Source organism: Pseudogracilibacillus sp. ICA-222130 (assembly GCF_037892545.1).
Lineage (GTDB): Bacteria > Bacillota > Bacilli > Bacillales > Amphibacillaceae > Pseudogracilibacillus.
Map to the genome: position 1 here is coordinate 44363 of NZ_JBBKBG010000008.1, position 24412 is coordinate 68774.

The following is a 24412-nucleotide window of genomic DNA, read 5'->3' on the forward strand; positions in this document are numbered from 1 at the left end:
TATGAAATTATGTGTAAGATGAATTCATTATATTATAGCACATATAATCATGGATGAAACTACTTAATGGAAAGAATATTGGAATATTCCATTTAGCATTATAAATTTTTATGAAACAAAAATACCGAGCCATATAGCAATAATGAAGGCAAAGAAGAGAAATAGCTTTTCGGTTTTTGTTATGTCATCTACATCATCTATGTTCATCTTTATTGTCAGATATACACTATAAATGAAAAGAATTCCTACTCCGATTCCAGCTAACGGTCTTGTAAATGCTATCCAAACGGCTAAAATCCCGATGAACATGAAATATAAAATAGCAGGTGCTTTAGCAGCTTGGCTACCGAAGATATCTTCCGACCATACGACAGATGTACGTTTGACAGGTTGTGCTTTTCGGTCGGCATGACGATCTGGAATATGATGGACCATAACCCAAGCCATACACCATATGGCGTTGACTAGAGCATTTTGCCAAGCCCATAGTGGTATGTGGTCAAGTAAAATCCAAGGTGCCGCAACCCCTAATAATAACATCGTTGGGAATAAACTAAACCATTCTCCAATAAAAGGATAATAGGCTAATTGGAATGGTTTTAATGAATAAGATACAGCACCCCATATTCCAACTAATGTAAGGATGGCAAACTTAGAATAATCGAGAAAAATGAATAAACCTGTCATAAGTAATAAAAAGATACTAACAGTAATCCCTAATTTGGTTAACGATTGTACAGACATTGTTTTTGTCTGTAGTACACGACTCCCTCCTGAAAGAACACCGGGGCTATGCTCGTCCGTTCCAGAATGATAATCAGTCAGATCATTAAAAGTATGTGTCAACAGCCCATGTGTTAATAACGTTCCCATTAATAAAATAAATGCAACACTTATAATAGTCATATTTGATACAGAATAATGAAATATGAGCGGTAGGACAGTTGATAAAATTGCTGCGACACTAGAAAACACCACTGCTATGATTCTTAATAACATTGCAATTCCTTTCATACTTATTGCTGGTTGAGTCGGAATCATTTTAATCATCCTTTCGATTACTTAGTAATTTCTTTGTATCCATAGTATGGCTAGTATTCACATCGTTTATAACGAGGGATATCATATTGATGACAAACTTTTCAACACGATAGTTCAATCAAATGAAATGTTTGTGTCGAAATAAAATTACTGCCACCCTATTTTAAAAATGGAATCGGAGCTTTGTATGTTACAATAAATAAATATTAAGATGAAAATTTGAGTCTTCATAAAACATCGACTTTTATCAGAATCGTATTACATTCGATAAACCTAAATAAAAATAAATTTACACACTATTTTACGTGAAAAGGGAGGAGTATGTTGAAAAATTATTTGTCAGAATCATCTCCTATATCTTCAAATGAACGAATTGTTTCTTTAGATATTATAAGAGGCTTTGCATTGTTTGGGATTTTATTAGTAAATATGCCGCTATTTCAAACACCAAAATTAGTGGAAGAGTTGTATATGATTTCACCTGAATTAAGCGGTATAGATCAATTTGCAAGAATGATGTTAGATGTGTTTGTGGAGACGAAGTTTTTTGCGATTTTTTCTATATTGTTTGGAATAGGATTTTATATTTTTATGCAACGAGCGGAAGAAAAAAGCACATTTTATTATCGACTATACTCACGGAGATTAATTGCGTTGGGTGTATTCGGCTTTTTGCATCTTGTCTTTTTCTGGTATGGAGACATCTTGTTACGGTATGCACTAGCAGGTTTCTTTTTAATATTCTTTTATAAAAGAAAGGAAAAAACAATCCTTATTTGGATTTTGTCCTTTGTATGTTTGCTCTTTGGATTACTTACATTCAGTTTTTTTGCCCCAACGGAAGAAATGGAACAACAAATAACTAACTTGCAAATGGAAGGAGCACCAAAGGTAGCAGAAGCAATTGATATTTATAATAATGGCAGTTATACAGAGTGGTTGTCTTATCGTTTTACAGAAGAAGTAATTCCTGTATTAATCAATATGCCATTTTCTATTATTACCCCATTGTTTTATTTTTTAATTGGTTTATATATAGCGAAAAAAGGAATATTGACTGATTTTCACACGCATAAGCAGTTTATTACACGTGTATGGTTGATTAGTTTATTAGTAAGTATTCCATTAAGTGTAGGGATTATTATTTTACACTTAAATGTAATAGATGTAGGAGTATTAAACGATCAAATATTAGAAGTATTATTACTTGCTAGTGGATTAAGCTTGTCATTTTTTTATATAGCAACAATTCTTTTATTACTTGAAAAAGAAAAATGGAAAAGAATATTGCATCCATTACATTATGTCGGGAAAATGGCATTAACAAATTATATAATGCAAACCTTTATAGGGGTCGGCATTTTTACGGGATTGGGGCTGTTTGGAGAATTACACTTATGGTTAGGAATAGTGATTAGTTTCCTCGTATTCCCACTTCAAATCCTTTTCAGCTTCCTATGGTTGCAACATTTCCGTTTCGGACCATTAGAATGGATTTGGCGCTCCATCACATATGGTCAATTCCAATCGATAAGAATAAATAAATCATAATTATTTATTCTTATCGAATGATAATGAGTCATGTTAAAAGTAAATCTTTGATTTGCAAGAATGCGCCCTAAAGTTGCAAGAATATGACTCAAAGTTGCAAGAATATACCCCAAAGTTGCAAGAATATGGCCCGAGGTTGCAAGAATGTGCCTAGAAGTTGCAAGAATATACCCCAAAGTTGCAAGAATCCGGGTCAAAGTTGCAAGAATGTGCCCGAAGTTTCAATAACTAGCTAATTCAATTTATTTCGTTGATAATAAATAGTGGGAACGATATACAAAGAAATGGAGTATATACATTGAAAACAGATACGAAAAAATCGAATAATTTTATACAACTGATTAAAGATACGAAACCATCTATTTGGATGATTTCGGTTGCAGTTTTTTTAAGTGTTATCAACACATTAGTTGGTTTAGTCATTCCTTTAGTCACGAAAACACTTGTAGATACATTATCGTTTACAAATATTGATTATCGAATAATTTTGCTATTGATTGTGGCATTTGTCGGTCAAGCAGTTGCAGGTGGTGTGTCCGTGTATTTATTAAGTGTCATCGGTCAACATATCGTCGCACAATTAAGGGTCCGATTATGGGATAAACTAATTGTGCTTCCTGTAGCGTTTTATGACAAATTTCGTTCCAACGAAATGGTTAGTAGAATGATTAATGATACGGCTGTTTTAAAAGGACTTATTACAGATCATTTAATCAGTTTTTTCACTGGGATGATTTCCATGGTCGGTGCAATCATTATTTTATTATTCATTGATTGGCAAATGACGCTTGTTTTATTTATTGCTGTACCGCTAATGGTTTTTATTTTAATTCCTTTAGGCAGAAAAATGCGGACGATATCTCGAGAATTACAGCATCATACAGCACAATTTACCGCTTATATTAGTCAAATATTAGGGGATATTCGATTAGTGAAAGTATCCAATGCAGAAAAGAATGAGCGAGTAAATGCAAGGAAAGAAATTGATGTTTTATTTCAATTCGGTAAAAAAGAAGGGAAAGTACAAGCATTAGTTGCACCACTCGTTTCCTTTGTTATGATGTCCTTACTCGTTGTTATTATCGGTTATGGAGGAATGCGAGTCGCAACAGGCGATATTACACCAGGTGGGCTTGTTGCATTCATTTTATACATGTTCCAAATTATGTTGCCATTAGCACAATTCTCAAGATTTTTTACAGAGTTACAAAAAGCAAAAGGTGCAACAGAACGAATTATGATGATTTTAGAAGAACCGGTTGAATCATTAACCGACGGAAAAGAACAATTTCATATAAACCAGCCGATTACAATAAAAAATGTTTCTTTTGCTTATGAAACGACGGAAGAAATTTTGCAAAATATATCCTTTACTGCACATCCTGGCACAGTGACAGCAATTGTGGGACCGAGTGGAAGTGGAAAGACAACATTATTTTCACTGTTGGAAAGGTTCTATGATCCAACGGAAGGGGATATATATGTAGGGGAGGATTCGCTTCGTACATTATCTTTAACGACATGGAGGAAGCAAATTGGTTATGTGTCACAGGAAAACCCGATTATTGCAGGAACTATTTTAGAAAATATTACTTTCGGGCTTGAAGAAATTCCATCTAAAGAAAAAATAGAAGAAGCATTACAAATGGCGTATGCAAAAGAGTTTGTCAATGAATTACCAAATGGTATCGATACAGAAGTAGGGGAGAGAGGTATTAAGTTATCTGGTGGACAAAGACAACGAATTGGCATAGCTAGGGCACTGCTACGTGATCCACAAGTACTTATGTTAGATGAGGCGACATCAAGTTTAGATTCTAAGTCAGAAATTGAAGTTCAAAAGGCGTTAGATAATTTAATGAAAGGGCGCACGACATTTGTTATTGCCCATCGTTTATCAACCATTATGGATGCTCATCATATTATTTTTTTAGATAAAGGTGTGATTACTGGGGCTGGAACACATGAAGAATTAATGGAATCACATGTATTGTATAAGGAATTTACAAAACAACAATTAAAATTAGATATGTAGATGAATTGAAACAAAAAAGAACATTTTAGTACAAAATTATACTAAAATGTTCTTTTATTTTAATGTTTGAAAAATGCGAAACTACCATCTTCGCTTTCGTGTTTTACCCATGTTATCAACATTAATATACCTGACATGATGAGTAAAGAACTTGTGACAAAGAAAATAGATGCCATCCCATAAGAAGCGGCAAGTAACCCACCTAATGCAGGTCCAATCATATTTCCTAAAAAGCGCAAGCTCGTATTATATCCAAGTACTTCACCTTGCATAGATAATGGTGCTTCTAAGCGAATATACGCGATTCTTGTCGGAACAATTCCACCAATTGCAATCCCAAGAATGAATCGTAAGAAAATTAATTGATATATATTTGTTACGAATGCCCCAGGGAAATACGCGATTCCTGCAAGTAATAATAAACTTATTAATATTTTTGTATGTCCATACTTATCCCCAAGTTTTCCCCAATATCTCGCTAAAAATAAACTACCAAGACCAGCGACTGAGAAAGTTAAACCGGAATAAAATGCAATATTTTCTGGACCGTTAATTTCAATCACATATAATGATAAAATAGGTTGAATACTAAAGTGTGCAACTTGCACTAATGTAGAAGTTAACATCACTATTAACAAGACTGGATGTCCGATAATATGTTGTATCACTTCTTTTGAGGAGTAAGAACGTCTATCTTTGACGTCCGAGATTTTCAATTGTAATTCCTTTATGCCAAATTTGACGATAAAGGCAGATAAGAAGATTGATATGGAGACTAATTGAAACGTTGCTCCGTAACCGATATTATCTGCAATGACTCCACCAAATAGTGGTCCCATTAGCGTACCCGTTACACTCGCCGTTTGTAATGTACCTAAAATTTTTCCTGCTGTTTTTTTCGGTGTTTGTGTCGAAATAAACGCTTGTGACATTGGGATGAAACCTGTAAATATTCCCATGAAAAAACGTAACATAAATAATTGAAAAATCGATGTTGCAAAACCCATTAATAAGACAGATAAACCTAAACCAGTTGCCGATATAATTAAAATATTTTTACGACCATATTTATCCCCAATTTTTCCCCATATAGGTGAAAAAATAAATGCAGTCACGAATGTTACCCCAAAGATTAATCCGGACCATGTTTGCACATAACTTTCTGTAAAATTTCCGAGTGACTCAATATACAACGAAATAAACGGGAGAATCATCGTCATACTACTCGCAATAAAAAAGTTCGCAAACCACATTATTGTGACATTCCGACGTACTACATTCTCTTGATATACGATAAATAAACACTTCTCTCTTTTTTATTTTCTATATATAGTATAACGGATCTATCTTGCAATCGTAAGTTATCTGCTCATAAACATTGTTATGGCGCAGTTTGTGGAAACGCTATCCTCTATACGTAATATAGATGAAAGTGCTTCACGATGTTCATGATTTGAACCTCTTTTTGGAGCCATTGCTCATACATTTCTTTTACAGATAACCCAATGTTTTCTCAATTGGTTAGTATCATATATAACATGTAATTGGAAAATGTGTATCTTACTTGTTCGCCAAATTCATTCGTATACCAGTGCATACGTACTTCCATCGAATCTATTCGTTTTGGATTCTTAGCAGATACAGTTGTAACAATCGAAGGATCAATTAATTCATCTAATTTAAATTTCATTTGTTCGCAAAATATTTGGTCCAAAACCAAATAAGGAATAGGCATTAAGTGAAGCAATAATGCGTAGTGTAGTGATTGCTTTACTCCAACTTTTCAATTAAATTTCCCCAATCGCAATATTGTATTTTAAGACTTGAGACTGTCCCTACATCACGAATACTGGTATTATTGATAATTATAGATTATTTTACAGACAAATGTTGAGATAATAAAAGAAATCTATCATAATAGACGAGGGTATATTAGTAGTATGAGGTGATTGTAGTGAGAAAGATAGGACGTAATGAGCCATGTCCTTGTGGAAGTGGATTAAAATATAAAAAATGCTGTTTGAAGAAGAATGTTATTCCATTTAGTCCTGAACAGTTAGATGAACAACTAATCGATCTATCTACAGAAATGATCGAGTATGGTTTAAAGTCATATAAAGATAAAATTAATGAAGCATTAACTAAATATGGAAATATGTATGGCATCGGTGAAAAAACAGAAGATAAAGATCATTTTATTGCTTTAAGTTTGCCGTGGATTTTAATTCATGAACGAATGATAGACGGTCAAACAATTTATGAGCAATTTGTACATGAGAAAATGGATACAATCGAGCATGATACGATTAAAAAAGCATTGCATAATTGGAAAGATGCTAGTTCATCTTTTTATGAAATAGTGAGTATAGAAAATAAAGAAAAAAATTATATTAGCATTCAAAACGTCTTAACAGAAAAAAAGCATACGATTCAAATTAAGGCGATTACAGAGGAAAACATCGGAAACTTTATCGTTGGAACATTGCTTCAAGCTGTAGAAGCAGATCATTTTCTATATGCATCTATTGGACTTCCAGCAGAGATGAAAGATTGGATAGATGAACAAAAGAACGATGAAAACGTAACTGTAGCACAAATGAACGAGCATTATATTCGTTTAATCGCATCGTTTATTCAACCGCCTATAGAAAAGGTCGTCTGGGAAGAGCCAATTTACGAAACGGTTGCAAGTGAATTCGTATCGAATATGGAGGAGAAAGGGACGGACAAAGAAATGATTGAAAAGGTCGTTTCATTCTGGCATTATTATAGCTCCAAACATCGTCCGATTATTCGAAAAGAAGCAGGGTACATAGCCGCATTAGATTATTTACTGCATCAAGGTTTTGCCAAAGATGATCGTGTCACACAAAAAGGGCTAGCGGAAACGTATGGAGTTTCTAGTACGACGATTTCCGGACACTTTCATAAATTTGTAGCCGAAATGGAAGTATCGAGTGAAGAGAAAGTTTAAAGAATTAGGAAGTTTATTACTACCCTTTCTAAAATGATAGAAAGGGTAGTTTTTATGTTGAAATGTAAAATTATGATAGTTTCTTTCGTGAAGATTTTGTATAATGACACATATACCAAAAAATGATTCATGATTCAGTTAACTGATATTGAAAAAGTGAAAGGGGTTACTCTTGTGGAAAAAGGCAAAAAACAAGACCCACGTTTTAAAATTGCCCATCGGGAGGCAATCATTGGTTGCATATTAGCAATTATAAATTTTGCTTGGTGGTATGGCTTTGCATATGGGTTAGGATCAAAACCACCTGAACAATATACGTATATATTAGGGTTTCCGGCATGGATTTTTTTCAGTCTTATTTTAGGCACACTTTTAATGATTGTCCTCGTATGGATTGTCGTAAAGTTTGTATTAACAGACATTCCATTAGATGATGCAGAAAATGAGGTGGACCATAAATGAATTGGGTCGTTATCACACCGTTGTTTTTATTTTTAGTCATTATATTTTTAATCGGTATTTGGTCCAACCGCAAACTTGGAAAAGCAGAATCATTTGTAAGTGATTATTTTTTAGGAAGTAGAGAATTCGGAGGTTTAATGCTTGCGATGACGATGGTGGCTACATATGGTAGTGCGTCTAGCTTTTTAGGTGGGCCAGGAGCCGCATATACGAAAGGTTTTGGTTGGGTATTACTTGCGATGACACAAGTGGCAACAGGTTATTTTGTGCTTTTAGTGTTAGGGAAAAAATTCGCAATCGTTGCCCGAAGATTTCATGCTGTCACATTGATTGATTTTTTAAAAGAACGATATAAAAGTTCTGTCATTGTAATCATTTCAGCGATTAGTATTATCGTATTTTTATTCTCAGCAATGGCGGCACAATGGGTCGGTGGAGCTTATTTAATTCAGTCGTTAACGAATTTAAGCTACATTTCAGCATTGTTTATCTTTACGGTTTCGGTATTAGTATATGTCGTTGTCGGGGGATTTCGGGCAGTCGTTATAACGGATGCAGTACAAGGGATCGTCATGGTCGGTGGAACTATTATGCTCCTTATAGCGGTTATTATTGCTGGTGGTGGCTTATCGAATTTATTCGCTGATTTAGTAGCAATCAATCCAAATTTAATTACCCCATTTGGAGAAGATGGAAATTTAACTTCTGCTTATGTATCTTCTTATTGGATTTTAGTAGGGGTGGGGGTAATTGGATTACCACAAATCGCTGTTCGTGCGATGGCGTATCGTGATTCGAAAGCGATGCACCGTGCCATTTTAATCGGTACCATTGTTGTTGGAATTATTATGTTAGGGATGCATTTAATTGGAGTATTTGCTCGTCCAGTATTACCTGGAATTGACGTAGCAGACCAAGTGATTCCACTCGTTGCATTAGAAGTACTCCCACCATGGTTAGCTGGGGTATTATTGGCAGCACCGATGGCCGCTATTATGTCGACAGTAGATTCATTGCTTATTTTAGTGAGTTCCTCTGTCGTAAAAGATGTATATTTAAACTACATCAAACCGAAAGCATCTGAAAAGGAAATTAAAAGAGTGAGTGTTGCGGTGACAGCAATAATAGGAGTAGTTGCCTTTATTTTAGCAATTAGTCCACCAGATTTACTCATCTTTTTAAATTTATTTGCATTTGGTGGGTTAGAAGCGGCATTTATTTGGCCGATTGTATTCGGGCTATATTGGAAATATGCGAACAAACATGGCGCAATCGCTTCGATGCTCGTTGGGATTATCTCATATATTGTGATTTATCAATATAATAGTATGTATGGTGATTTACTAGGTGTACATGCTGTAACGATTCCAGTAGCATTATCATTTGTCGTATTTATTGTTGTTAGTTTATTATTTAAAACAGAAGCATATGAGTTTCCGTCTACAACAAATCCAAATTAAAAGAAACCTCCATACGAGTAAACATCAGCTTTTACCCGGATGGAGGTTTTTATAGTTTATAAAGTTTTATTTGCAGGTAAAAATTCTTCTCGAATTGATTCACGTTTGTCGAGCATAATTTGATCTGGTTTAATTCCTTGTTCCATGAGTACGTTTATATTTTGTCTTAAAAATTCATCACTACCAACTACATAAAATATACCATCTTTATCTTCAGCTAATTGTTTCACTTCTTCATAGTATGTTGGGCGGTTATCAACGAAAGTGGCAGTAAAGTTTTTTTCCTTATTCGTTTTGAATATAGATGGGAATAAATAATCTTTCGTTGAATCAATATTCAATGAATGAATATGTGTAATACCATCTTGTTGGTCAAAATAATGTAAGACGAGTGGTCTAAATGTTGCAAGACCTACACCAGATGAAAGGAAATAAATATTTTTATTTTCACGTCTTAATGGTACGTTGCAATGAGTTTTAAAAAGAGCAACTTCATCACCGATTTTATGTTCTTTTAAAAATGCTTTATATTCTGAACATTGTTCTTTTATTCGTGTCGTAATGCCGATGGAGTTTTCATCAGGTAAAGTACTTATCGACATATGTCGCACAAGTCCTCGATTTGGTTTATCTCCTTCATTAAAGCCTTTTAACCCCATATGTGTAAAGGAACCTTCTTCCCATGTAAATCCTTCTGGTAATTGTAAATAAAATGTTTTAACTTCAGGTGTCTCATCAATGATTTTATGAATTTTTGTCCAATGTATTTGCATGGAACATTCCTCCAATATTTTAATTATCCAACTCTCTATTACTCACTATACAATAATTGATAATCATTATCAATTGAAAGGTTTGTAAAAGGAGAATAAAGGGAGGAAAATATATAATTGTTTCTGTATTCATTTCATGTATTTTACAAGATTTCTAACCAGATTTTTGTTGCGGTTGCTAGGATAAGGATAGCCAGCATCCATTCTAATATTTTTGTGTTCGTCTTTTGTCCAACTTTTGCACCGAGTGGGGCAGCGAGGAGACTAGCGATAATCATAATGAGAGCTGGTCCATATAAAATTTGTCCAGTAATAATTTTTCCAAATGTAGCACCGATAGACGAAATAAAGGTAATAGCTAAACTTGTTGCAATCGTTACACGTGTCGGAATTTTTAAGATGACGAGCATGATTGGAACTAGAATAAATGCACCTGCAGCACCGACGATCCCTGCTGCCGTACCAGTGATAAAGGCTAAAAGGGTGGCTAGGGGTCCATTGAATTTTAATGTACTCCCACGTACAAAAGGTACATCTTTTTTAGGCATAAACATCATGACTACAGCAACGGTTGCTAATATAGCATAAATAATATTTATTTGAAGTTCTGTTAAAAATTTTGACCCGTAGCCACCGAGTAAACTACCTAATAAAATACCACTTCCCATATAGAGAATAAGTTTTTTGTGTAAATAGCCACTATTTTTATATGCGAACACACCTGCAAGCGTGGCGAAAAATACTTGAATTGCGCTTATCCCTGCCACTTCATGAGCGGTAAATGTCGTAAACCCCAAATAGGCTGGAATATATAATAACATCGGATATTTAATAATCGAGCCACCGATCCCAATCATTCCGGAGATGAAGGAACCGATGAATCCGATAAGAAAGATAACGACGATAAAAGAAAAAGTCATTATTTCATGACTGCACTAATGCCGTTATATCCGGAAAGTACGTTGATAACAGTTTTATAACCTAACTTTTTTAGTGCACTAATTGCAATGGTTGAGCGAATACCTGATTGACAGTAAACGTAAAGTGGTGTTTCCTTTGCAAATGGAATCGTACTATTTAATAGGTGACCATAATGAATATGGGTTGCTTCTTGTACGTTGGCTACTTTATGTTCTGCTGTTGTTCGAACATCGAGCATATTTATTTCTTTGTATATTTCTTTAAACTGCTCTGGTGTAATATGTTCATATGCATCATCGAAAATTACATCCGCTTGTTCAATCGGAATAATACGTTCTAACTGATCGAACCCAATCGATGCTAGATCTTTTTGAATTTCTATTGCATCGGCAGGGTCTGCAATGACAGTCATCGGTACATCATATTGAACGAACCAACCAGCATATTGAACAAATTTATCATTGTACGGAATATTAATCGACCCGTTTTTGAATCCTTTAGCAAAATCTTCTTTCGTTCGTAAGTCTAAAATTTGTCCAGTAATTTTTTCAGGTATACCGATATCGAGCTCTTTCACTTCAAATAATGGGAGTCCAATTTTATTTACTTGTTTCATTTGTGCAAAATATAATGGTGGCTCAGGTTGGTCACTCGTTAATTCTTCTATGAATGCTTTGCGATCTTTTATTTGGAATGCCCAGTTATTATGACGTTCATATCCTAATGTGGATAATGGCACAGCACCGAGCGATTTCCCACATGCACTACCAGCGCCATGTCCCGGCCAAATTTGTAAAAAGTCTGGAAAATCATGTAGTTTTTGAATGGATTCAAACATGGCGTTTGCACCTTCTTCTGTCGTACCTTCCATTTTCGCTGCTTCCTCTAATAAATCAGGTCGGCCAATATCCCCAACGAAAATAAAATCCCCAGTAAACATCCCCATCGGTTCGGAACTACCGCCACCATGATCCGTTAGAATAAAGGATATACTTTCCGGGGTATGTCCGGCTGTATGCATTACTTTTAGCTCGACATGCCCAATATGAATGGAGTCACCATCTTTTAAGAATACTGTGTCAGAAGGCATATTTTTATATTTCCAGTTTTCATCTCCTTCATCTGAGACGAATAATGTTGCCCCAAATCGGCGTGCGGCATCGCGTAAACCAGAAGCAAAGTCTGCATGAATATGCGTTTCTGTTGCATGTGTGATGGTAAAACCTTCCCGCTTTGCTACTGCTTCATATTCATCTAGTACTCGCTTCGGATCAATAATAATTGCTTCATTTGTTTTTTGGCAACCTACCATATAAGATGTTTGTGCTAATTTTTGATCGTAAAATTGTTGGAAAAACATTGTATCTACTCCTTTCATTTTTATATAAATAAATTTAAATTACTATGTTCTGTATCCCCTAAATAAGAACCGACACCACCAATTTCTACAGATGGCAAGAGTTCACGTCGATCGATAGCCATTACGTCCATACTCATCGTACATGCGACCATTTTGACACCAAGCTCTTCTGCTTTATGAATCATTTCTGTTAACGCATCTACTTTTTTGTTTTTCATTACTTTTTGAATCATTTTTGATCCAAGTCCGAACATATTCATTTTAGAAATCGGCAATTTTTCTGCTGAGTTCGGCATCATGTTGCTAAACATTTTATCTAAACCAGACTTCTTAATCTTTGGTGCATGTGGGTTTTTAATAATATTTAATCCCCAAAATGTAAAGAACATCGTAACTTCTTTCCCCATCGATTTTGCACCTGTAGCAATAATAAAAGAAGCGAGTGCCTTATCTAAATCACCACTGAAAACGACCATAGTGGCACCGTCTTTCGTTTCAACAAGTGGTTGTGAGTTTGATTGTTGCAGGTTTTTTTGCAAAATGACGACGACTTTATCTGTTTGTTGTTCGTTTTTTAGCACGGTATGGCCCGTTTTCTTAGCCCAAGCTTCAATATCAGCACAGAATCCAAAATCTGTTACCGTTATTTCCATCTGTTCGCCTACAGATAAAGTATTCATGACTTCATTTACTTTTAATAATGGGCCAGGGCATTGTAGGCCACTTGCTTCAATTTTTATTCGGTTTGGATCAATTTGTGTTGGCACTTCATTTTGTACGTATTTCCCTGTATAAGCTTCTATCCCGCCAGTTAAATTGATTGCATCATATCCACAGCTAGTTAAAAAATCGGCAGCTTGTTTACTCCGATTCCCACTTCTGCAATACACATAAATCGTTCTATTCCTAGGAATATCTTCTAATCTATCAGGAATATCATGGACCGGAATGAATGTACTGTTTGCAAGATGTTTTAATTCATATTCGAAATCCTCCCTTACATCTAAAAGATAGATATTTTTTTCCATCAACGGGTCAATGTCATTGATGTGCATATCATTTGTCGTCTTATTCATTGAATTCTCCCTTTCGTTTTGTACCTATAGGGGTATAATAACCTAGCGAGAAAGGTTTGTCAAATACATAAGGGGGTATAATGGAATTTGAGATAATTTTTTATAAATCGTAGTTATCCTATGGTAAATATCGAAATATACTTTATAATAAAAATATATACAATTTATAGGCGATACTTTATTGGCTATTTAGGAGGAAATAACAATCATGACAATGCAAAAGACGTTAACACTAGCTGGATCAGATTCTAGTGGTGGGGCAGGAATTCAAGCAGACCTAAAAACATTCCAGGAGCATCATGTATATGGGATGACTGCTTTAACATCTATCGTAACGATGGATCCAAATAATAATTGGGCACATGGCGTCACACCAATTGATGTACATGTGGTGGAGCAACAATTACATACGATTTTATCTGTTGGAATCGATGCAATGAAAACAGGTATGCTCGGTTCTGTAGAAATAATTGAGGTAGGCGCAAAGAAAATAGATGAATATGAAATTGGTCATGTCGTCATTGACCCCGTGATGGTATGTAAAGGGGAAGACGAAGTGTTACAACCTGAAAATACAGTTGCAATGCGTGAATTATTATTACCACGTGCAACGATCGTTACACCTAATTTATTTGAAGCTGGACAACTCGCCGAAACGGGACCGATTCGTACGATTGATGAAATGAAAAATGCGGCAGAAAAAATTATTGCATTAGGTACACAAAATGTCGTTATTAAAGGTGGCGTTGGTGTAGAAGATGAACAGGCAGTCGACCTATTTTATGATGGGAAAGAATTTGTATTATTAACATCAGACAAACTTGATACGACGTTCAATCACGGAGCTGGTTGTACTTTTGCAGCAGCAATTACAGCAAATCTTGCAAAAGGTAAAACTGTGAAAGAATCAGTTGAACAAGCGAAACAATTCGTAACAGCAGCAATTAAACACGGTTGGAAACTGAATGAATATGTTGGACCTGTTCGTCATGGTGCAATAAATGAATTTGCAGTAGTAAAGTAAAGCATAAAAATGACAGAAAAGCGATATAATTCGTTTCTCTGTCATTTTTTATTAACGGTATTGGATCCAAAAAAGAATTAGATCGAGCGCAATAATCATAACCGCGATAGAACGTATTCCTCCTATCGTGGAAAATTTTATATTTGTTTCATCAATGTACCGACAAATTTTTCTAAATATGTTTCATCGATTTTATCGAATCGATTATAATTTGGGCTGTCTATATCAAGCACCCCAATGACTTCCTCATTTTTAATCATTGGAATAACAATTTCTGATTTACTTTGTGGATCACATGCAATATGACCAGGGAATTCATGAACATTTTCAATGAGCATCGTCGTTTTTTGTTCAACGGCTGTACCACAAACACCGCGTCCAGATGGAATACGGATACATGCTGGTAGTCCTTGAAAAGGTCCTAAAACTAATTCATTTTCTTTCCATAAATAAAACCCAACCCAATTAATGTCATCTAAAAATTGATTTAATAATGCAGAAGCATTCGATAAGTTCGCAATCATATCTTGTTCTCCTGTAATGAGAGCCTCTAATTGTTGAATAACGGTTTCATAATTTTCTTCACGCGTGCCTGTATATAAAGTTTGTGCAAACATATATCATACTCCTATCCATCTTATTTTCTTCATCATATCAAAACGGAACAAAACAATACATTGATACGTTTGTAACTACATGTAAAAAAACGCCTGTATACTCCATACAGGCGTTTATCTTTGAAACTCATCTTATGGAGTTTCTCTCATTTGTGGCGAAGAATCATGTGTTCACATTCACATATCAAACATTCTTCGACTTACACAAAGCAGCTCATCGCTCGATTATTATACCATGAAATGATAGGAATTACGATTATTCTTTTAATTCTTTTCCCATTCCTTTTAAAAAATGAAGCCCAAATCCTACTGCACGATTAATATCAGGATCACTTAGGGATCGCATTAAATCAAACAGTTTTATCTTTTGTTCGGTGTCTACGAATTCGTGTCCTTCTTTTAGTCCGGAAACAACCCCATGAACGACATTTTTTGTTTGATCTGGGTCAGCTTCCATCATTGCACCTGTCGCTCCAATAATCGTATTTAAAAGGTTTGTAACAGGTTCTTTTGTCACTTGTTCGAGGCCAATTTTAGCGATATCTTCTTTTGCTAACAGCATTGCTTTTAAAGCTTCTAATGCACCAATTGTTCCTAATTCACCAACAATATCTAATAATTGATCTAAACTTTCTTCATTATTTGCAAACTTTTCTTTTAAATGGTCTAATTTTGCATCGATTTGTTGTTCTTTCGTGATTGTAGGTCGATGAATTTCGCGAATCGGTTCTGCCATGGAAAAATCCCCTCCTTAATTTTTTGTCGTTAAATGAACATAACCCGGACGATTCCATTTACGTTCTACTTCAACCCCATTTTGTGGGTTCCGTTTTTTATTTCGATGATTCGTGTTAGGAAGTGGAGATGCTCCATCTTTCGACAATACTTCCATTTTTACTTTCGTTTGTTTATAAGCAGGTGTGTTTGTTCGGCCATCATAAATTGGTCCTGTTAAAAAGTTAATGGCAGACTCCTTGCTTACAGAGTTCATCGGTAAAAACAATTCGTTCTTTTGTACGCGATCTGTTACGAGTGCGGGTAATCGTACAGTTCCAAATGGTGATGTAAGACGGACGATGGCACCAGATGAAAATTCTCGTTCCTTCGCTAGTTGTGGCGACACTTCCACAAAAATTTCAGGTACTTTTTCTTGAATTCCATCCGATTTATTCGTTAAGTTTCCTTCATGAAAATGTTCTAACATCCGGCCATTATTTATATGCAAGTCGAATTCTTCTTCAAAATCATGTGGTTCTACCCAGTCCGATAATGCAAAACGTGCTTTTTTATCTGGAAAATTAAAGCCGTCTTTATATAATAACGGAGTGTGTTTTCCGTCAAGGCTTCCCCATAAAAAGCTTCCCCAACCTTCTAAAACTTCGTAGTTTGCTTGGGAGAAAATAGGTGAAAGTGATGCCATCTCATCGAAAATATCACTCGGATGTGCATAGTTCCAATTTGCCCCTAAACGATTGGCAACTTCTTGTAAAATCCACCAATCTGGTTTTGCATCACCTAAAGTAGGCATTACTTGATAAAGTCTTTGCACTCGACGTTCTGTATTGGTAAAGGTTCCATCTTTTTCTAATGATGGAGCAGCAGGTAAGATCACGTCTGCATATTGTGCTGTGCGAGAGAAAAAGACATCTTGGACAACAAAGAAATCTAGTTTTGATAATGTTTTATCGACGTGGTTTGCATCGGCGTCTACTAATGCCATATCTTCTCCCATTAAATACATCGCACGCATTTTTCCTTCATTGATGGAACGAAGCATTTGAATGTTGTCTAATCCAGGTTTGTCGTCAATTTTTACACCGTACGCTTGCTCGAATTTTTCACGTGCATGATCTTCTGTTACATGTTGATACCCTGGTAGCCATGCTGGGAGAGTCCCCATATCACATGCTCCTTGTACATTATTATGTCCTCGTAGTGGGTAAGAACCGGCACCTTCACGTCGGTAATTTCCTGTTGCAAGCAATAGATTTGAAATTGCCGCAGATGTATCAGAACCACCAGTGTTTTGTGTAACACCCATTCCCCATAAAATGCATGTACCATCCGCATCACGGATCATTTCTGCCATTTCAATTAATGTGGCTTCGGGAATGCCTGTTTGCTCTTCAGCATATTGTAATGTATATGTTTCTAGTAATTCTTTTAATTCATCAAAATAATGTACGTTTTCTTGAATAAATTCGTTGTCATGCCATCCTTGTTGTATCATATAATTGGTTATCGCCATGAGCCATACTTGGTCTGTTCCTTGTTTTGGTCGAATAAAGACATCTGAACGTTCGGCCATTTCATTTTTTCTTAAATCTGATACGATTAATTTTTGACCGTGTAATTTATTCGCACGTTTTACACGTGTCGCTAAAACAGGGTGTGCTTCTGCAGGATTCGCACCAATTATGATGACAAGACCTGCTTTTGCTATGTCTTTAATCGTTCCGGCATCGCCACCCATCCCAACAGTTCGCATTAATCCATCTGTTGCAGGGGATTGACAATAACGGGAGCAATTATCGACATTATTCGTTTCAAATAACTGGCGGGCAAGTTTTTGCATGAGATAGTTTTCTTCGTTTGTCACTTTGGAAGAGGAAATAAAACCAACACCGTCTTTTCCATGTTCCTCTTTCACTTCACGAAGCTTTTTGGCAACGAGAGATAATGCTTCCTCCCAGCTCGCTTCTTCAAAGGCACCGTTTTTTCGAATGAGTGGGGTAGTAATTCTTTCTTCCGAGTTCACAAAATCCCATCCGAATTTTCCTTTTACACATGTAGATACCGCATTTACTGGTCCTTCACTCGGCTGTACTTTTAAAATTTCTCTTCCTTTTGTCCATACTTCAAATGTACATCCAACTCCACAAAACGTACATACTGTTTTCGTTTTCTTCGTGCGTGTTTCCCGCATTTTCGCTTCTGCATCTGATACGGCCATAATGCCACTATATCCCGGTTCTACATCTTTCACGAGGTCAATCATCGGATTTAGTATATCTGGTTTTAAACCTGTCATAAAACCAGCATTACCGAGCATCGATTTTTCCATTAGAGCATTACAAGGACAGACAGACACACATTGTCCACAGCTAACACAAGAGGATTCGTTGATGGAAACACCTTCATCCCATATGACACGGGGACGATCTGCTTCCCAATCAATAGATAGTGTTTCATTTACTTGTAAACTTTGACATACTTCTACACAACGTCCACAAGTGATACATTGATTTGGATCATATCGGTAGAAAGGGTGTGACATGTCTACTTCGCTTTCATCAACTTTTGGCGAATAAGGATATTTTTGATGTTCTATTCCCATTTGTTTTACCGTATTATGTAATGTACAATCCCCATTATTATTATCACACACCGTACAATATAAGGAGTGATTTTCTAAAATACGATCCATCGCTTCTGTTTGTGCAATTTTAGCACTGTTTGATTGTAATTGTATGTTCATATTTTTCGTTAATGGAGTAGAACATGCGCGTACAAGTTCTCCATCCACTTCGACGATACATGTATCACAAGTTTGGACAGGATCTACTAAAGGATTATAACAAACTTGTGGATGAGCAATTTTTTCTTTGTTTAATAGTTGAATAATTGTTTTTTCATCAGTTACCTCATAAGTTTGATCGTTTATTTTTACCGAAAAAACAGTTTCTGACATAATATAGCCTCCTTTTGAAATAAAAAAATCCACTACAAAATTATCCTTCCTCGAAAGCATTCAAATGGATAAAGGTGTAGTGGAGTAGTTTTAGAGCAGGTCTTGCTAAAATACCATTCCTATTTACCGTTAATATGAATCATAGTTTCTAACCATTTCTATAGTTAAACAACCATCTTTCTCATATTTTACCATGCTAGTTCAGAAGATTCAATATCCTAATTTTTATATGATATGATGGATAAAAAGGGGGCATACATGATGAAGAAAATACATGCATTCAATGATATTATTCGGAAATTACGAAAAGATTGTTTCGGAAAGGGTCCGGAAAAAATTCAAACTACTTTTGTAAATGATATGGCAATTACTCGATTATATGGTAATTTAACACCAACAGAAAAATTTATTAGTTCGACTTCAGAAGGGAAGGATATTGTCCACACGGCTAGAACAAAAATGATTCAAGAAATGTATGAAACAAATTACCCGGAACATATGGAAGAATTAGTCGGGGCGAAACTCGTACATTTATTTACAGATATGAAAATTGAGGAAGATATGGCGGTATCTGTTTTTATTTTTGATCGTCCCATTGATAAGGTGGAAGAGTAGGGAAAGTACTTCACCTACTCTGCTTATACGGTTGAGGTAAGAAAAACATATCGAATGTATCAATATCAAATGATGAAGACTTTTACATAAAAAAGAGATTCTGCGAAATAGCAGAATCTCTTCTATGTTTATTCTTTTTCAAGCATCCATGCAGGTTTACCGAAACCTACGAATTCTTCGTCGATAACAGCTTCAAATTCATCTGATTCAATTACCTCAATAATATCAAGGGCAAACTGTTTATTAGCATCTTCTGCTTTTACTGCAACAATATTTCTGAATTGGTCTGGCATATCTTCTAACGCAATCGCGTCCATTAAATCCATATTTGCTGCTATCGCAAAGTTTCCTGGAACCGCAGCTATGTCAGCATCATCGACAGAACGTGGTAATTGACCAGCTTCAATTGGTAAAAACTCTAAATTTTTGTCGTTTTTTGTAATATCTTTTTCAGAAGCTTTTAAAGGTTCGACATCTCCATCAATTTCAATTAACCCTAGATCTTCAAATGTAATTAATGTTCTTGCAGCATTAACTGGATCGTTCGGAATCGTAACAGTTGCACCATCTTCAATGTCTTCTACTGATTCATATTTATTCGAGAAAAGTCCTAATGGAGCAGTAGGTACAACGATTAAATCCTTTAAATCCATATCATTTTCTTCCGCGAAATTTTCTAAGTAAATTACATGTTGGAATAGGTTTGCATCAATGGATCCGTCATTTAACGCATTGTTCGGTTGTACATAATCACTAAACTCTGTTAATTTCACTTCATATCCCTTTTCTTCTAAGCCAGGAATAATTGCTTTCGTTAACATATCACTATAAGGACCAGCCGTAGCACCGAAATGTAATTGTTTTGTTTCATCTACATTGGAAGCCTCATTTCCGTCGTTATTGCCACCACATGCAGCTAAAATAGCGACGATACTTGCTAAAACGATTGTAAAAATCCACTTTTTCATTTTATTTCCCCCTAATAATTAACTTTTGTCTACTGCTTTTGCAGCTTTGTCTCCAATCCATTGGAAAATTTGTACTAATAATAATAAAATTACGACCGTTAAAATCATAATGGTATTATCATATCGGTAGTAACCAAATCGAATTGCTAAATCACCGATTCCTCCACCACCAACGAAACCAGCCATTGCAGAATAAGCTACTAAACTAATCACGGTTAATGTGATGCCTTGGATAATACTAGATTTGGCTTCTGGAAGTAATACATCTTTAATAATCATCCAAGGTGTTGCACCAACCGCAATTGCTGCTTCGATCACTCCCTTATCAATTTCACGAAGGGATGTTTCCACAATTCGTGCAAAAAATGGGATGGCTGCAACCGATAAAGCAACACTTGCAGCAGTAGGTCCAATCGAGTTACCGACGATTAATTTTGTAAATGGTGTAATAGCTACCATTAAAATAATGAACGGGATGGAACGAATGACGTTCACAACAAATCCGAGGACAGATTTTATCGGTTTATTTTCAAGAAATAGTCCCTTATCCGTGACGAATAAAATAATCCCTAATGGCAATCCGATGATGAGTGCAACGAGTAGCGCAATACCTATCATATATATCGTTTCCCCAAATGCTTGCGTCATTTCGGGTAACAGTTCCACAATACGGTCCACATCAAATAACATCACGAATCACCTCCACATCTACTTGTTGTGATGACATATAATCGATTGCTTTGTCGATTTCAGTTTTGTCACCTTTCATTTCCATGACGAACATTCCCAGTGGACGTTCTTGAATATATTCAATTAAACCGTGTAAGAAATTTCCTTTTACATCAAATGTTTGAATCATATCGGAAATGACGCTTTCGCCAGCAATATCTCCACGGAACGTAATTTTAACAATTTGTCCGGTGCATTTTTGTAACATTTCTTCTGGTACATCGATATTCACAACATCTTTAATGAATGTTTTCGTTAAATCATTTTTCGGTGCAGAGAAAATATCATATACGTTTCCTGATTCCACAACTTTTCCATCCTGCATAATAGCCATACGGTCACAAATTTCTTTCACCACATTCATCTCATGTGTAATTAATACAATCGTAATATTTAATTCTCGATTAATTTTCTTTAATAACTTTAAAATGGATGAGGTTGTATTCGGATCGAGAGCAGAAGTAGCTTCATCGCACAGTAATACAGATGGTTCATTCGCTAGTGCACGAGCAATACCAACTCGTTGTTTTTGACCACCACTTAGTTGGGCCGGAAAGACATCTTTTTTATCTGCTAAATCTACCATATCTAAAAGTTCTTCGACACGTTGATCAATCTCTTTTGCTGGTGTGGATGCTGCTCGTAAAGCAAATATGATATTTTCAGCAACTGTTTTTTGACTTATGAGATGGAAATGTTGGAAAATCATGCCGATTTTTAAACGTGCTTTACGTAGGTTGTTTGCATTCAAAGACATTAAATCAAGCCCGTCGACTAATATTCGTCCTTTTGTAGGTCGTTCTAGTAAATTAATACAGCGTAATAAGGAACTTTTACCTGCCCCAGAATATCCGACAATACCGAAGATTTCTCCTTCGTTAATCGTTAAAGATACATTGTCGACACCAATGACATCTCTATCCTTCGTTTGATACACTTTTGTTAAATTTTCGATTTGAATCATGGCTAGTCTCCCTTTTAAAAACATAAAAAAACTTCTTTCACAAATATGAAAGAAGAACTGTTAATTTTCAGCTTATCTTCCAGAAATTTGTACGTTCTGAAGGAATTGGCACCTTCCATAATGGGGTTGCCGGACGTCATTGGGCCTTGTCCCTCGGTCACTCTTGATAAGTTATCGACTTATATAATTGTAGCATTTCATATTAGTCAAACTAATATATTTAATCATAGCTATTTTCGTTTAATTTGTCAATAATAACTGAAAATTTCTTTCTTTTCGAAAGTATATTCTTTATACTTGTTGTAGAATGATAGAATTGAAATGAGGAATATTTATATGAAATTATCGAATCGATTACAGAGATTGCCGGCACATTTTTTCTCGCAATTAACCAAAAATGTTCAACAAGCTGTTAGGGAAGGGAGAGATGTTATTAATCTTGGAAGAGGAAATCCTGATAAACCAACGCCGTCTCATATCGTAACAGCTTTACAGGATGCAGTAGAAGATCCAGTCACACATGGATATGCACCATTTCGAGGTACGACGGAATTGAAAGAAGCGATAGCGATATTTTATAAACGTGAATACGGAGTAAATCTAGATCCGGAAACAGAGGTTGCTATTTTATTCGGTTCGAAAGCGGGAGTTGTCGAATTACCATTGGCGATTATGGATCCAGGAGAAGTTCTCTTACTTCCAGACCCAGGTTATCCAGACTATTTATCTGGTGTTAGTTTGGCAGATATACGATTCGAAACGATGCCATTACTAGAAGAAAATAACTATTTTCCTAATTATGATGTTATAGATGAGGATATTAAACGAGATGCAACATTAATGTATTTAAATTATCCAAGTAATCCGACGAGTGCAGTAGCAGATGTTCCATTTTTTGATGAGACAGTCCAATTCGCGAAAGAAAACAATATTGCAGTAATGCATGATTTTGCTTATGGTGGAATCGGATTTGATGGTGAAAAACCGGTAAGTTTTTTACAAGCAGACGGGGCGAAAGATGTCGGGGTGGAAATGTATACGATGTCGAAAACATTTAATATGGCTGGATGGCGCGTCGGATTTGCTTTAGGAAATAAGGAGATTGTCGGTGCGATTAATTTATTACAAGATCATATGTATATTAACCAATTTCCTGCCGTTCAGCGTGCAGCTGCAAAAGCATTGTTAGGAGAGCAAACGGCAGCGAAAGAAATAGTCGCTTTATATGAACATCGTCGTAATGTGTTTATCGAAGCTTGTAAAAAAATCGGGTGGAAAGTCGAAGCACCAAAGGCCTCTTTTTTCGCTTGGTTACAGGTTCCAAATGGACATACGAGTGAATCCTTTACTGATTTGTTGTTAAATGAAGCAAATATCGCTGTTGCTCCAGGTAATGCTTTTGGGGCACATGGAGAAGGGTATGTACGAATTGGATTATTGGAGGAAGTAGATCGTTTACGTGAAGCGGTAGAACGGATAGGAAAACTGGACTTATTTTAATCGATGTCCAGTTTTTTCTCCGGATAAAATCCATTTGAAAGAGTGGGGGAGTGGTATGAAAGTAATTGATTTAACCGCAACATTGAACGAAAAAATGGACGTCTATCCTGGAGATCCAGCGGTTACGATTGAAAAAGTCCATACATTTGACAAAAATGGCTGGGAGTTAAGAAGGTTAACATTAGGTACGCATACCGGCACACATGTCGATGCATTTTCGCATATGCATAAAGGAAAAGCAAATGTAGATGAGATTCCGATCGAACGATTTTTTGGTGAAGCACAAGTAGTGCAAAAAGATTCACAATGGCCGAGGGAGATAGGCTTATTCTTTACTGAACCACTGGATGAAACATATATAGATAAATTATTGCACGCAAAACCCTCCTTTGTCGGTGGAGATATGACGGAACGATTAGAAAGAATGTTATTAGCGAACGACATTATTACCTATACAGACCTAATCAATTTAGAAAAAATTCCGTTCCATCAATCTTTTACATTTTATGGACTACCTTTAAAAATAGAAAAAGGGGACGGGTCACCAGTCCGCGCGATCGCTATATTATAAAAGCGATTATTAGTAGTAGCTTTGCAGGAGAAAACGGGGAGGATCAATCCCCGTCTTTTTTTATCATTTTTTCTTGCTTC

21 protein-coding genes and 1 riboswitch are annotated in these 24412 nt (G+C 35.7%); of the genes, 9 read left to right on the plus strand and 12 right to left on the minus strand.

Annotated features, from left to right (window positions below; all coding sequences use genetic code 11):
• Window positions 1-108 precede the first annotated feature (108 nt).
• Entirely contained in the window at window positions 109-1041 is a 933-nt protein-coding gene (locus WKT09_RS05590) for a prenyltransferase (protein WP_340415080.1), read from the minus strand.
• Window positions 1042-1365: 324 nt separating this feature from the next.
• Between WKT09_RS05590 and WKT09_RS05595 the strand changes: the two genes are divergently transcribed.
• Complete coding sequence (locus WKT09_RS05595; protein WP_340415081.1) at window positions 1366-2592, plus strand: DUF418 domain-containing protein; 1227 nt, start codon at window positions 1366-1368, stop codon at window positions 2590-2592.
• A 298-nt stretch (window positions 2593-2890) separates the two neighbouring features.
• The gene (locus tag WKT09_RS05600) at window positions 2891-4627 is read left to right on the plus strand and encodes an ABC transporter ATP-binding protein (protein ID WP_340415082.1); all 1737 of its coding nucleotides are present in this window, start codon (window positions 2891-2893) and stop codon (window positions 4625-4627) included.
• A 59-nt stretch (window positions 4628-4686) separates the two neighbouring features.
• Here the strand turns inward: WKT09_RS05600 and WKT09_RS05605 are convergent, their stop codons facing one another.
• A complete protein-coding gene (locus WKT09_RS05605; RefSeq protein ID WP_340415083.1) occupies window positions 4687-5880 on the minus strand; it encodes an MFS transporter in 1194 nt (397 codons plus the stop codon).
• Window positions 5881-6581: 701 nt separating this feature from the next.
• On the opposite strand from WKT09_RS05605, the gene WKT09_RS05610 reads away from it, so the two are divergent.
• The 3 genes from WKT09_RS05610 (at window position 6582) to panF (ending at window position 9523) form a co-directional block, all read left to right on the plus strand.
• Entirely contained in the window at window positions 6582-7601 is a 1020-nt protein-coding gene (locus tag WKT09_RS05610; RefSeq protein ID WP_340415084.1) for a YecA family protein, read from the plus strand.
• Between the two features lie 129 nt (window positions 7602-7730).
• On the plus strand, window positions 7731-8063 hold the full coding sequence (locus tag WKT09_RS05615; protein WP_445323988.1) for a YhdT family protein: 333 nt from the start codon (window positions 7731-7733) through the stop codon (window positions 8061-8063).
• On the plus strand, window positions 8060-9523 hold the full coding sequence (gene panF / locus WKT09_RS05620; protein WP_340415086.1) for a sodium/pantothenate symporter: 1464 nt from the start codon (window positions 8060-8062) through the stop codon (window positions 9521-9523). Before WKT09_RS05615 ends, panF begins: the two co-directional genes overlap by 4 nt.
• A gap of 56 nt (window positions 9524-9579) precedes the next feature.
• On the opposite strand, the gene WKT09_RS05625 is transcribed toward panF, so the two are convergent.
• From WKT09_RS05625 to WKT09_RS05640, 4 genes are all read right to left on the minus strand, one after another.
• Window positions 9580-10296: an FAD-dependent oxidoreductase gene (locus WKT09_RS05625; RefSeq protein WP_340415087.1), complete on the minus strand. Its 717-nt coding sequence runs from the start codon at window positions 10294-10296 to the stop codon at window positions 9580-9582.
• A 143-nt stretch (window positions 10297-10439) separates the two neighbouring features.
• Window positions 10440-11216: a sulfite exporter TauE/SafE family protein gene (locus WKT09_RS05630; RefSeq protein WP_340415088.1), complete on the minus strand. Its 777-nt coding sequence runs from the start codon at window positions 11214-11216 to the stop codon at window positions 10440-10442.
• Window positions 11216-12577 carry an MBL fold metallo-hydrolase gene (locus tag WKT09_RS05635; RefSeq protein WP_340415089.1) on the minus strand — a complete coding sequence of 454 codons (1362 nt, stop codon included), beginning with the start codon at window positions 12575-12577 and terminating at the stop codon, window positions 11216-11218. Before WKT09_RS05635 ends, WKT09_RS05630 begins: the two co-directional genes overlap by 1 nt.
• 20 nt (window positions 12578-12597) lie before the next feature.
• Window positions 12598-13653: a DsrE/DsrF/DrsH-like family protein gene (locus WKT09_RS05640; protein WP_340415090.1), complete on the minus strand. Its 1056-nt coding sequence runs from the start codon at window positions 13651-13653 to the stop codon at window positions 12598-12600.
• Window positions 13654-13861: 208 nt separating this feature from the next.
• Between WKT09_RS05640 and pdxK the strand changes: the two genes are divergently transcribed.
• Window positions 13862-14677 (plus strand): pyridoxine/pyridoxal/pyridoxamine kinase, encoded by an 816-nt coding sequence (pdxK, locus tag WKT09_RS05645; RefSeq protein WP_340415091.1) that lies wholly within the window; start codon window positions 13862-13864, stop codon window positions 14675-14677.
• Window positions 14678-14814: 137 nt separating this feature from the next.
• On the opposite strand, the gene WKT09_RS05650 is transcribed toward pdxK, so the two are convergent.
• The 3 genes from WKT09_RS05650 to fdhF all read right to left on the minus strand — a co-directional run bounded on the left by WKT09_RS05650 (window position 14815) and on the right by fdhF (window position 18985).
• Window positions 14815-15294: a GAF domain-containing protein gene (locus WKT09_RS05650; RefSeq protein ID WP_340415092.1), complete on the minus strand. Its 480-nt coding sequence runs from the start codon at window positions 15292-15294 to the stop codon at window positions 14815-14817.
• A gap of 256 nt (window positions 15295-15550) precedes the next feature.
• Window positions 15551-16030, minus strand: coding sequence for a DUF1641 domain-containing protein (locus tag WKT09_RS05655; protein ID WP_340415093.1), 480 nt, complete (start codon window positions 16028-16030; stop codon window positions 15551-15553).
• Window positions 16031-16045: 15 nt separating this feature from the next.
• Complete coding sequence (gene fdhF, locus WKT09_RS05660; RefSeq protein WP_340415094.1) at window positions 16046-18985, minus strand: formate dehydrogenase subunit alpha; 2940 nt, start codon at window positions 18983-18985, stop codon at window positions 16046-16048.
• 258 nt (window positions 18986-19243) lie between these two features.
• On the opposite strand from fdhF, the gene WKT09_RS05665 reads away from it, so the two are divergent.
• Complete coding sequence (locus WKT09_RS05665; RefSeq protein WP_340415095.1) at window positions 19244-19600, plus strand: DUF2294 domain-containing protein; 357 nt, start codon at window positions 19244-19246, stop codon at window positions 19598-19600.
• A 128-nt stretch (window positions 19601-19728) separates the two neighbouring features.
• Here the strand turns inward: WKT09_RS05665 and WKT09_RS05670 are convergent, their stop codons facing one another.
• Genes WKT09_RS05670 through WKT09_RS05680 form a run of 3 tightly spaced genes read right to left on the minus strand, consistent with a single transcriptional unit; the run spans window position 19729 to window position 22261 of the window.
• Window positions 19729-20568 (minus strand): MetQ/NlpA family ABC transporter substrate-binding protein, encoded by an 840-nt coding sequence (locus WKT09_RS05670; RefSeq protein WP_340415096.1) that lies wholly within the window; start codon window positions 20566-20568, stop codon window positions 19729-19731.
• An 18-nt stretch (window positions 20569-20586) separates the two neighbouring features.
• Window positions 20587-21258 carry a methionine ABC transporter permease gene (locus WKT09_RS05675; protein WP_340415115.1) on the minus strand — a complete coding sequence of 224 codons (672 nt, stop codon included), beginning with the start codon at window positions 21256-21258 and terminating at the stop codon, window positions 20587-20589.
• Window positions 21248-22261, minus strand: a complete 1014-nt coding sequence (locus tag WKT09_RS05680) for a methionine ABC transporter ATP-binding protein (protein ID WP_340415097.1) — start codon at window positions 22259-22261, stop codon at window positions 21248-21250. The genes WKT09_RS05675 and WKT09_RS05680 overlap by 11 nt, the downstream gene beginning before the upstream one ends.
• Before the next feature lie 69 nt (window positions 22262-22330).
• Window positions 22331-22434, minus strand: a riboswitch (SAM riboswitch).
• A gap of 163 nt (window positions 22435-22597) precedes the next feature.
• On the opposite strand from WKT09_RS05680, the gene WKT09_RS05685 reads away from it, so the two are divergent.
• Both WKT09_RS05685 and WKT09_RS05690 read left to right on the plus strand, forming a co-directional pair.
• On the plus strand, window positions 22598-23761 hold the full coding sequence (locus WKT09_RS05685) for a pyridoxal phosphate-dependent aminotransferase (protein ID WP_340415098.1): 1164 nt from the start codon (window positions 22598-22600) through the stop codon (window positions 23759-23761).
• A gap of 55 nt (window positions 23762-23816) precedes the next feature.
• Complete coding sequence (locus WKT09_RS05690; protein WP_340415099.1) at window positions 23817-24332, plus strand: cyclase family protein; 516 nt, start codon at window positions 23817-23819, stop codon at window positions 24330-24332.
• The last annotated feature ends 80 nt before the right edge of the window (window positions 24333-24412 follow it).

Coding starts and splice junctions, on each gene's coding strand:
- WKT09_RS05605 (WP_340415083.1), bottom strand. CDS start 5,880: ATGTGGTTTGCGAACTTTTTTATTGCGAGTAGTATGACGATGATTCTC.
- WKT09_RS05665 (WP_340415095.1), top strand. CDS start 19,244: ATGATGAAGAAAATACATGCATTCAATGATATTATTCGGAAATTACGA.
- pdxK (WP_340415091.1), top strand. CDS start 13,862: ATGACAATGCAAAAGACGTTAACACTAGCTGGATCAGATTCTAGTGGT.
- WKT09_RS05590 (WP_340415080.1), bottom strand. CDS start 1,041: ATGATTCCGACTCAACCAGCAATAAGTATGAAAGGAATTGCAATGTTA.
- WKT09_RS05685 (WP_340415098.1), top strand. CDS start 22,598: ATGAAATTATCGAATCGATTACAGAGATTGCCGGCACATTTTTTCTCG.
- WKT09_RS05655 (WP_340415093.1), bottom strand. CDS start 16,030: ATGGCAGAACCGATTCGCGAAATTCATCGACCTACAATCACGAAAGAA.
- WKT09_RS05675 (WP_340415115.1), bottom strand. CDS start 21,258: ATGTTATTTGATGTGGACCGTATTGTGGAACTGTTACCCGAAATGACG.
- WKT09_RS05625 (WP_340415087.1), bottom strand. CDS start 10,296: ATGCAAATACATTGGACAAAAATTCATAAAATCATTGATGAGACACCT.
- panF (WP_340415086.1), top strand. CDS start 8,060: ATGAATTGGGTCGTTATCACACCGTTGTTTTTATTTTTAGTCATTATA.
- WKT09_RS05670 (WP_340415096.1), bottom strand. CDS start 20,568: ATGAAAAAGTGGATTTTTACAATCGTTTTAGCAAGTATCGTCGCTATT.
- WKT09_RS05690 (WP_340415099.1), top strand. CDS start 23,817: ATGAAAGTAATTGATTTAACCGCAACATTGAACGAAAAAATGGACGTC.
- WKT09_RS05640 (WP_340415090.1), bottom strand. CDS start 13,653: ATGAATAAGACGACAAATGATATGCACATCAATGACATTGACCCGTTG.
- WKT09_RS05630 (WP_340415088.1), bottom strand. CDS start 11,216: ATGACTTTTTCTTTTATCGTCGTTATCTTTCTTATCGGATTCATCGGT.
- WKT09_RS05615 (WP_445323988.1), top strand. CDS start 7,731: ATGATTCAGTTAACTGATATTGAAAAAGTGAAAGGGGTTACTCTTGTG.
- WKT09_RS05680 (WP_340415097.1), bottom strand. CDS start 22,261: ATGATTCAAATCGAAAATTTAACAAAAGTGTATCAAACGAAGGATAGA.
- WKT09_RS05650 (WP_340415092.1), bottom strand. CDS start 15,294: ATGTTTGCACAAACTTTATATACAGGCACGCGTGAAGAAAATTATGAA.
- fdhF (WP_340415094.1), bottom strand. CDS start 18,985: ATGTCAGAAACTGTTTTTTCGGTAAAAATAAACGATCAAACTTATGAG.
- WKT09_RS05635 (WP_340415089.1), bottom strand. CDS start 12,577: ATGTTTTTCCAACAATTTTACGATCAAAAATTAGCACAAACATCTTAT.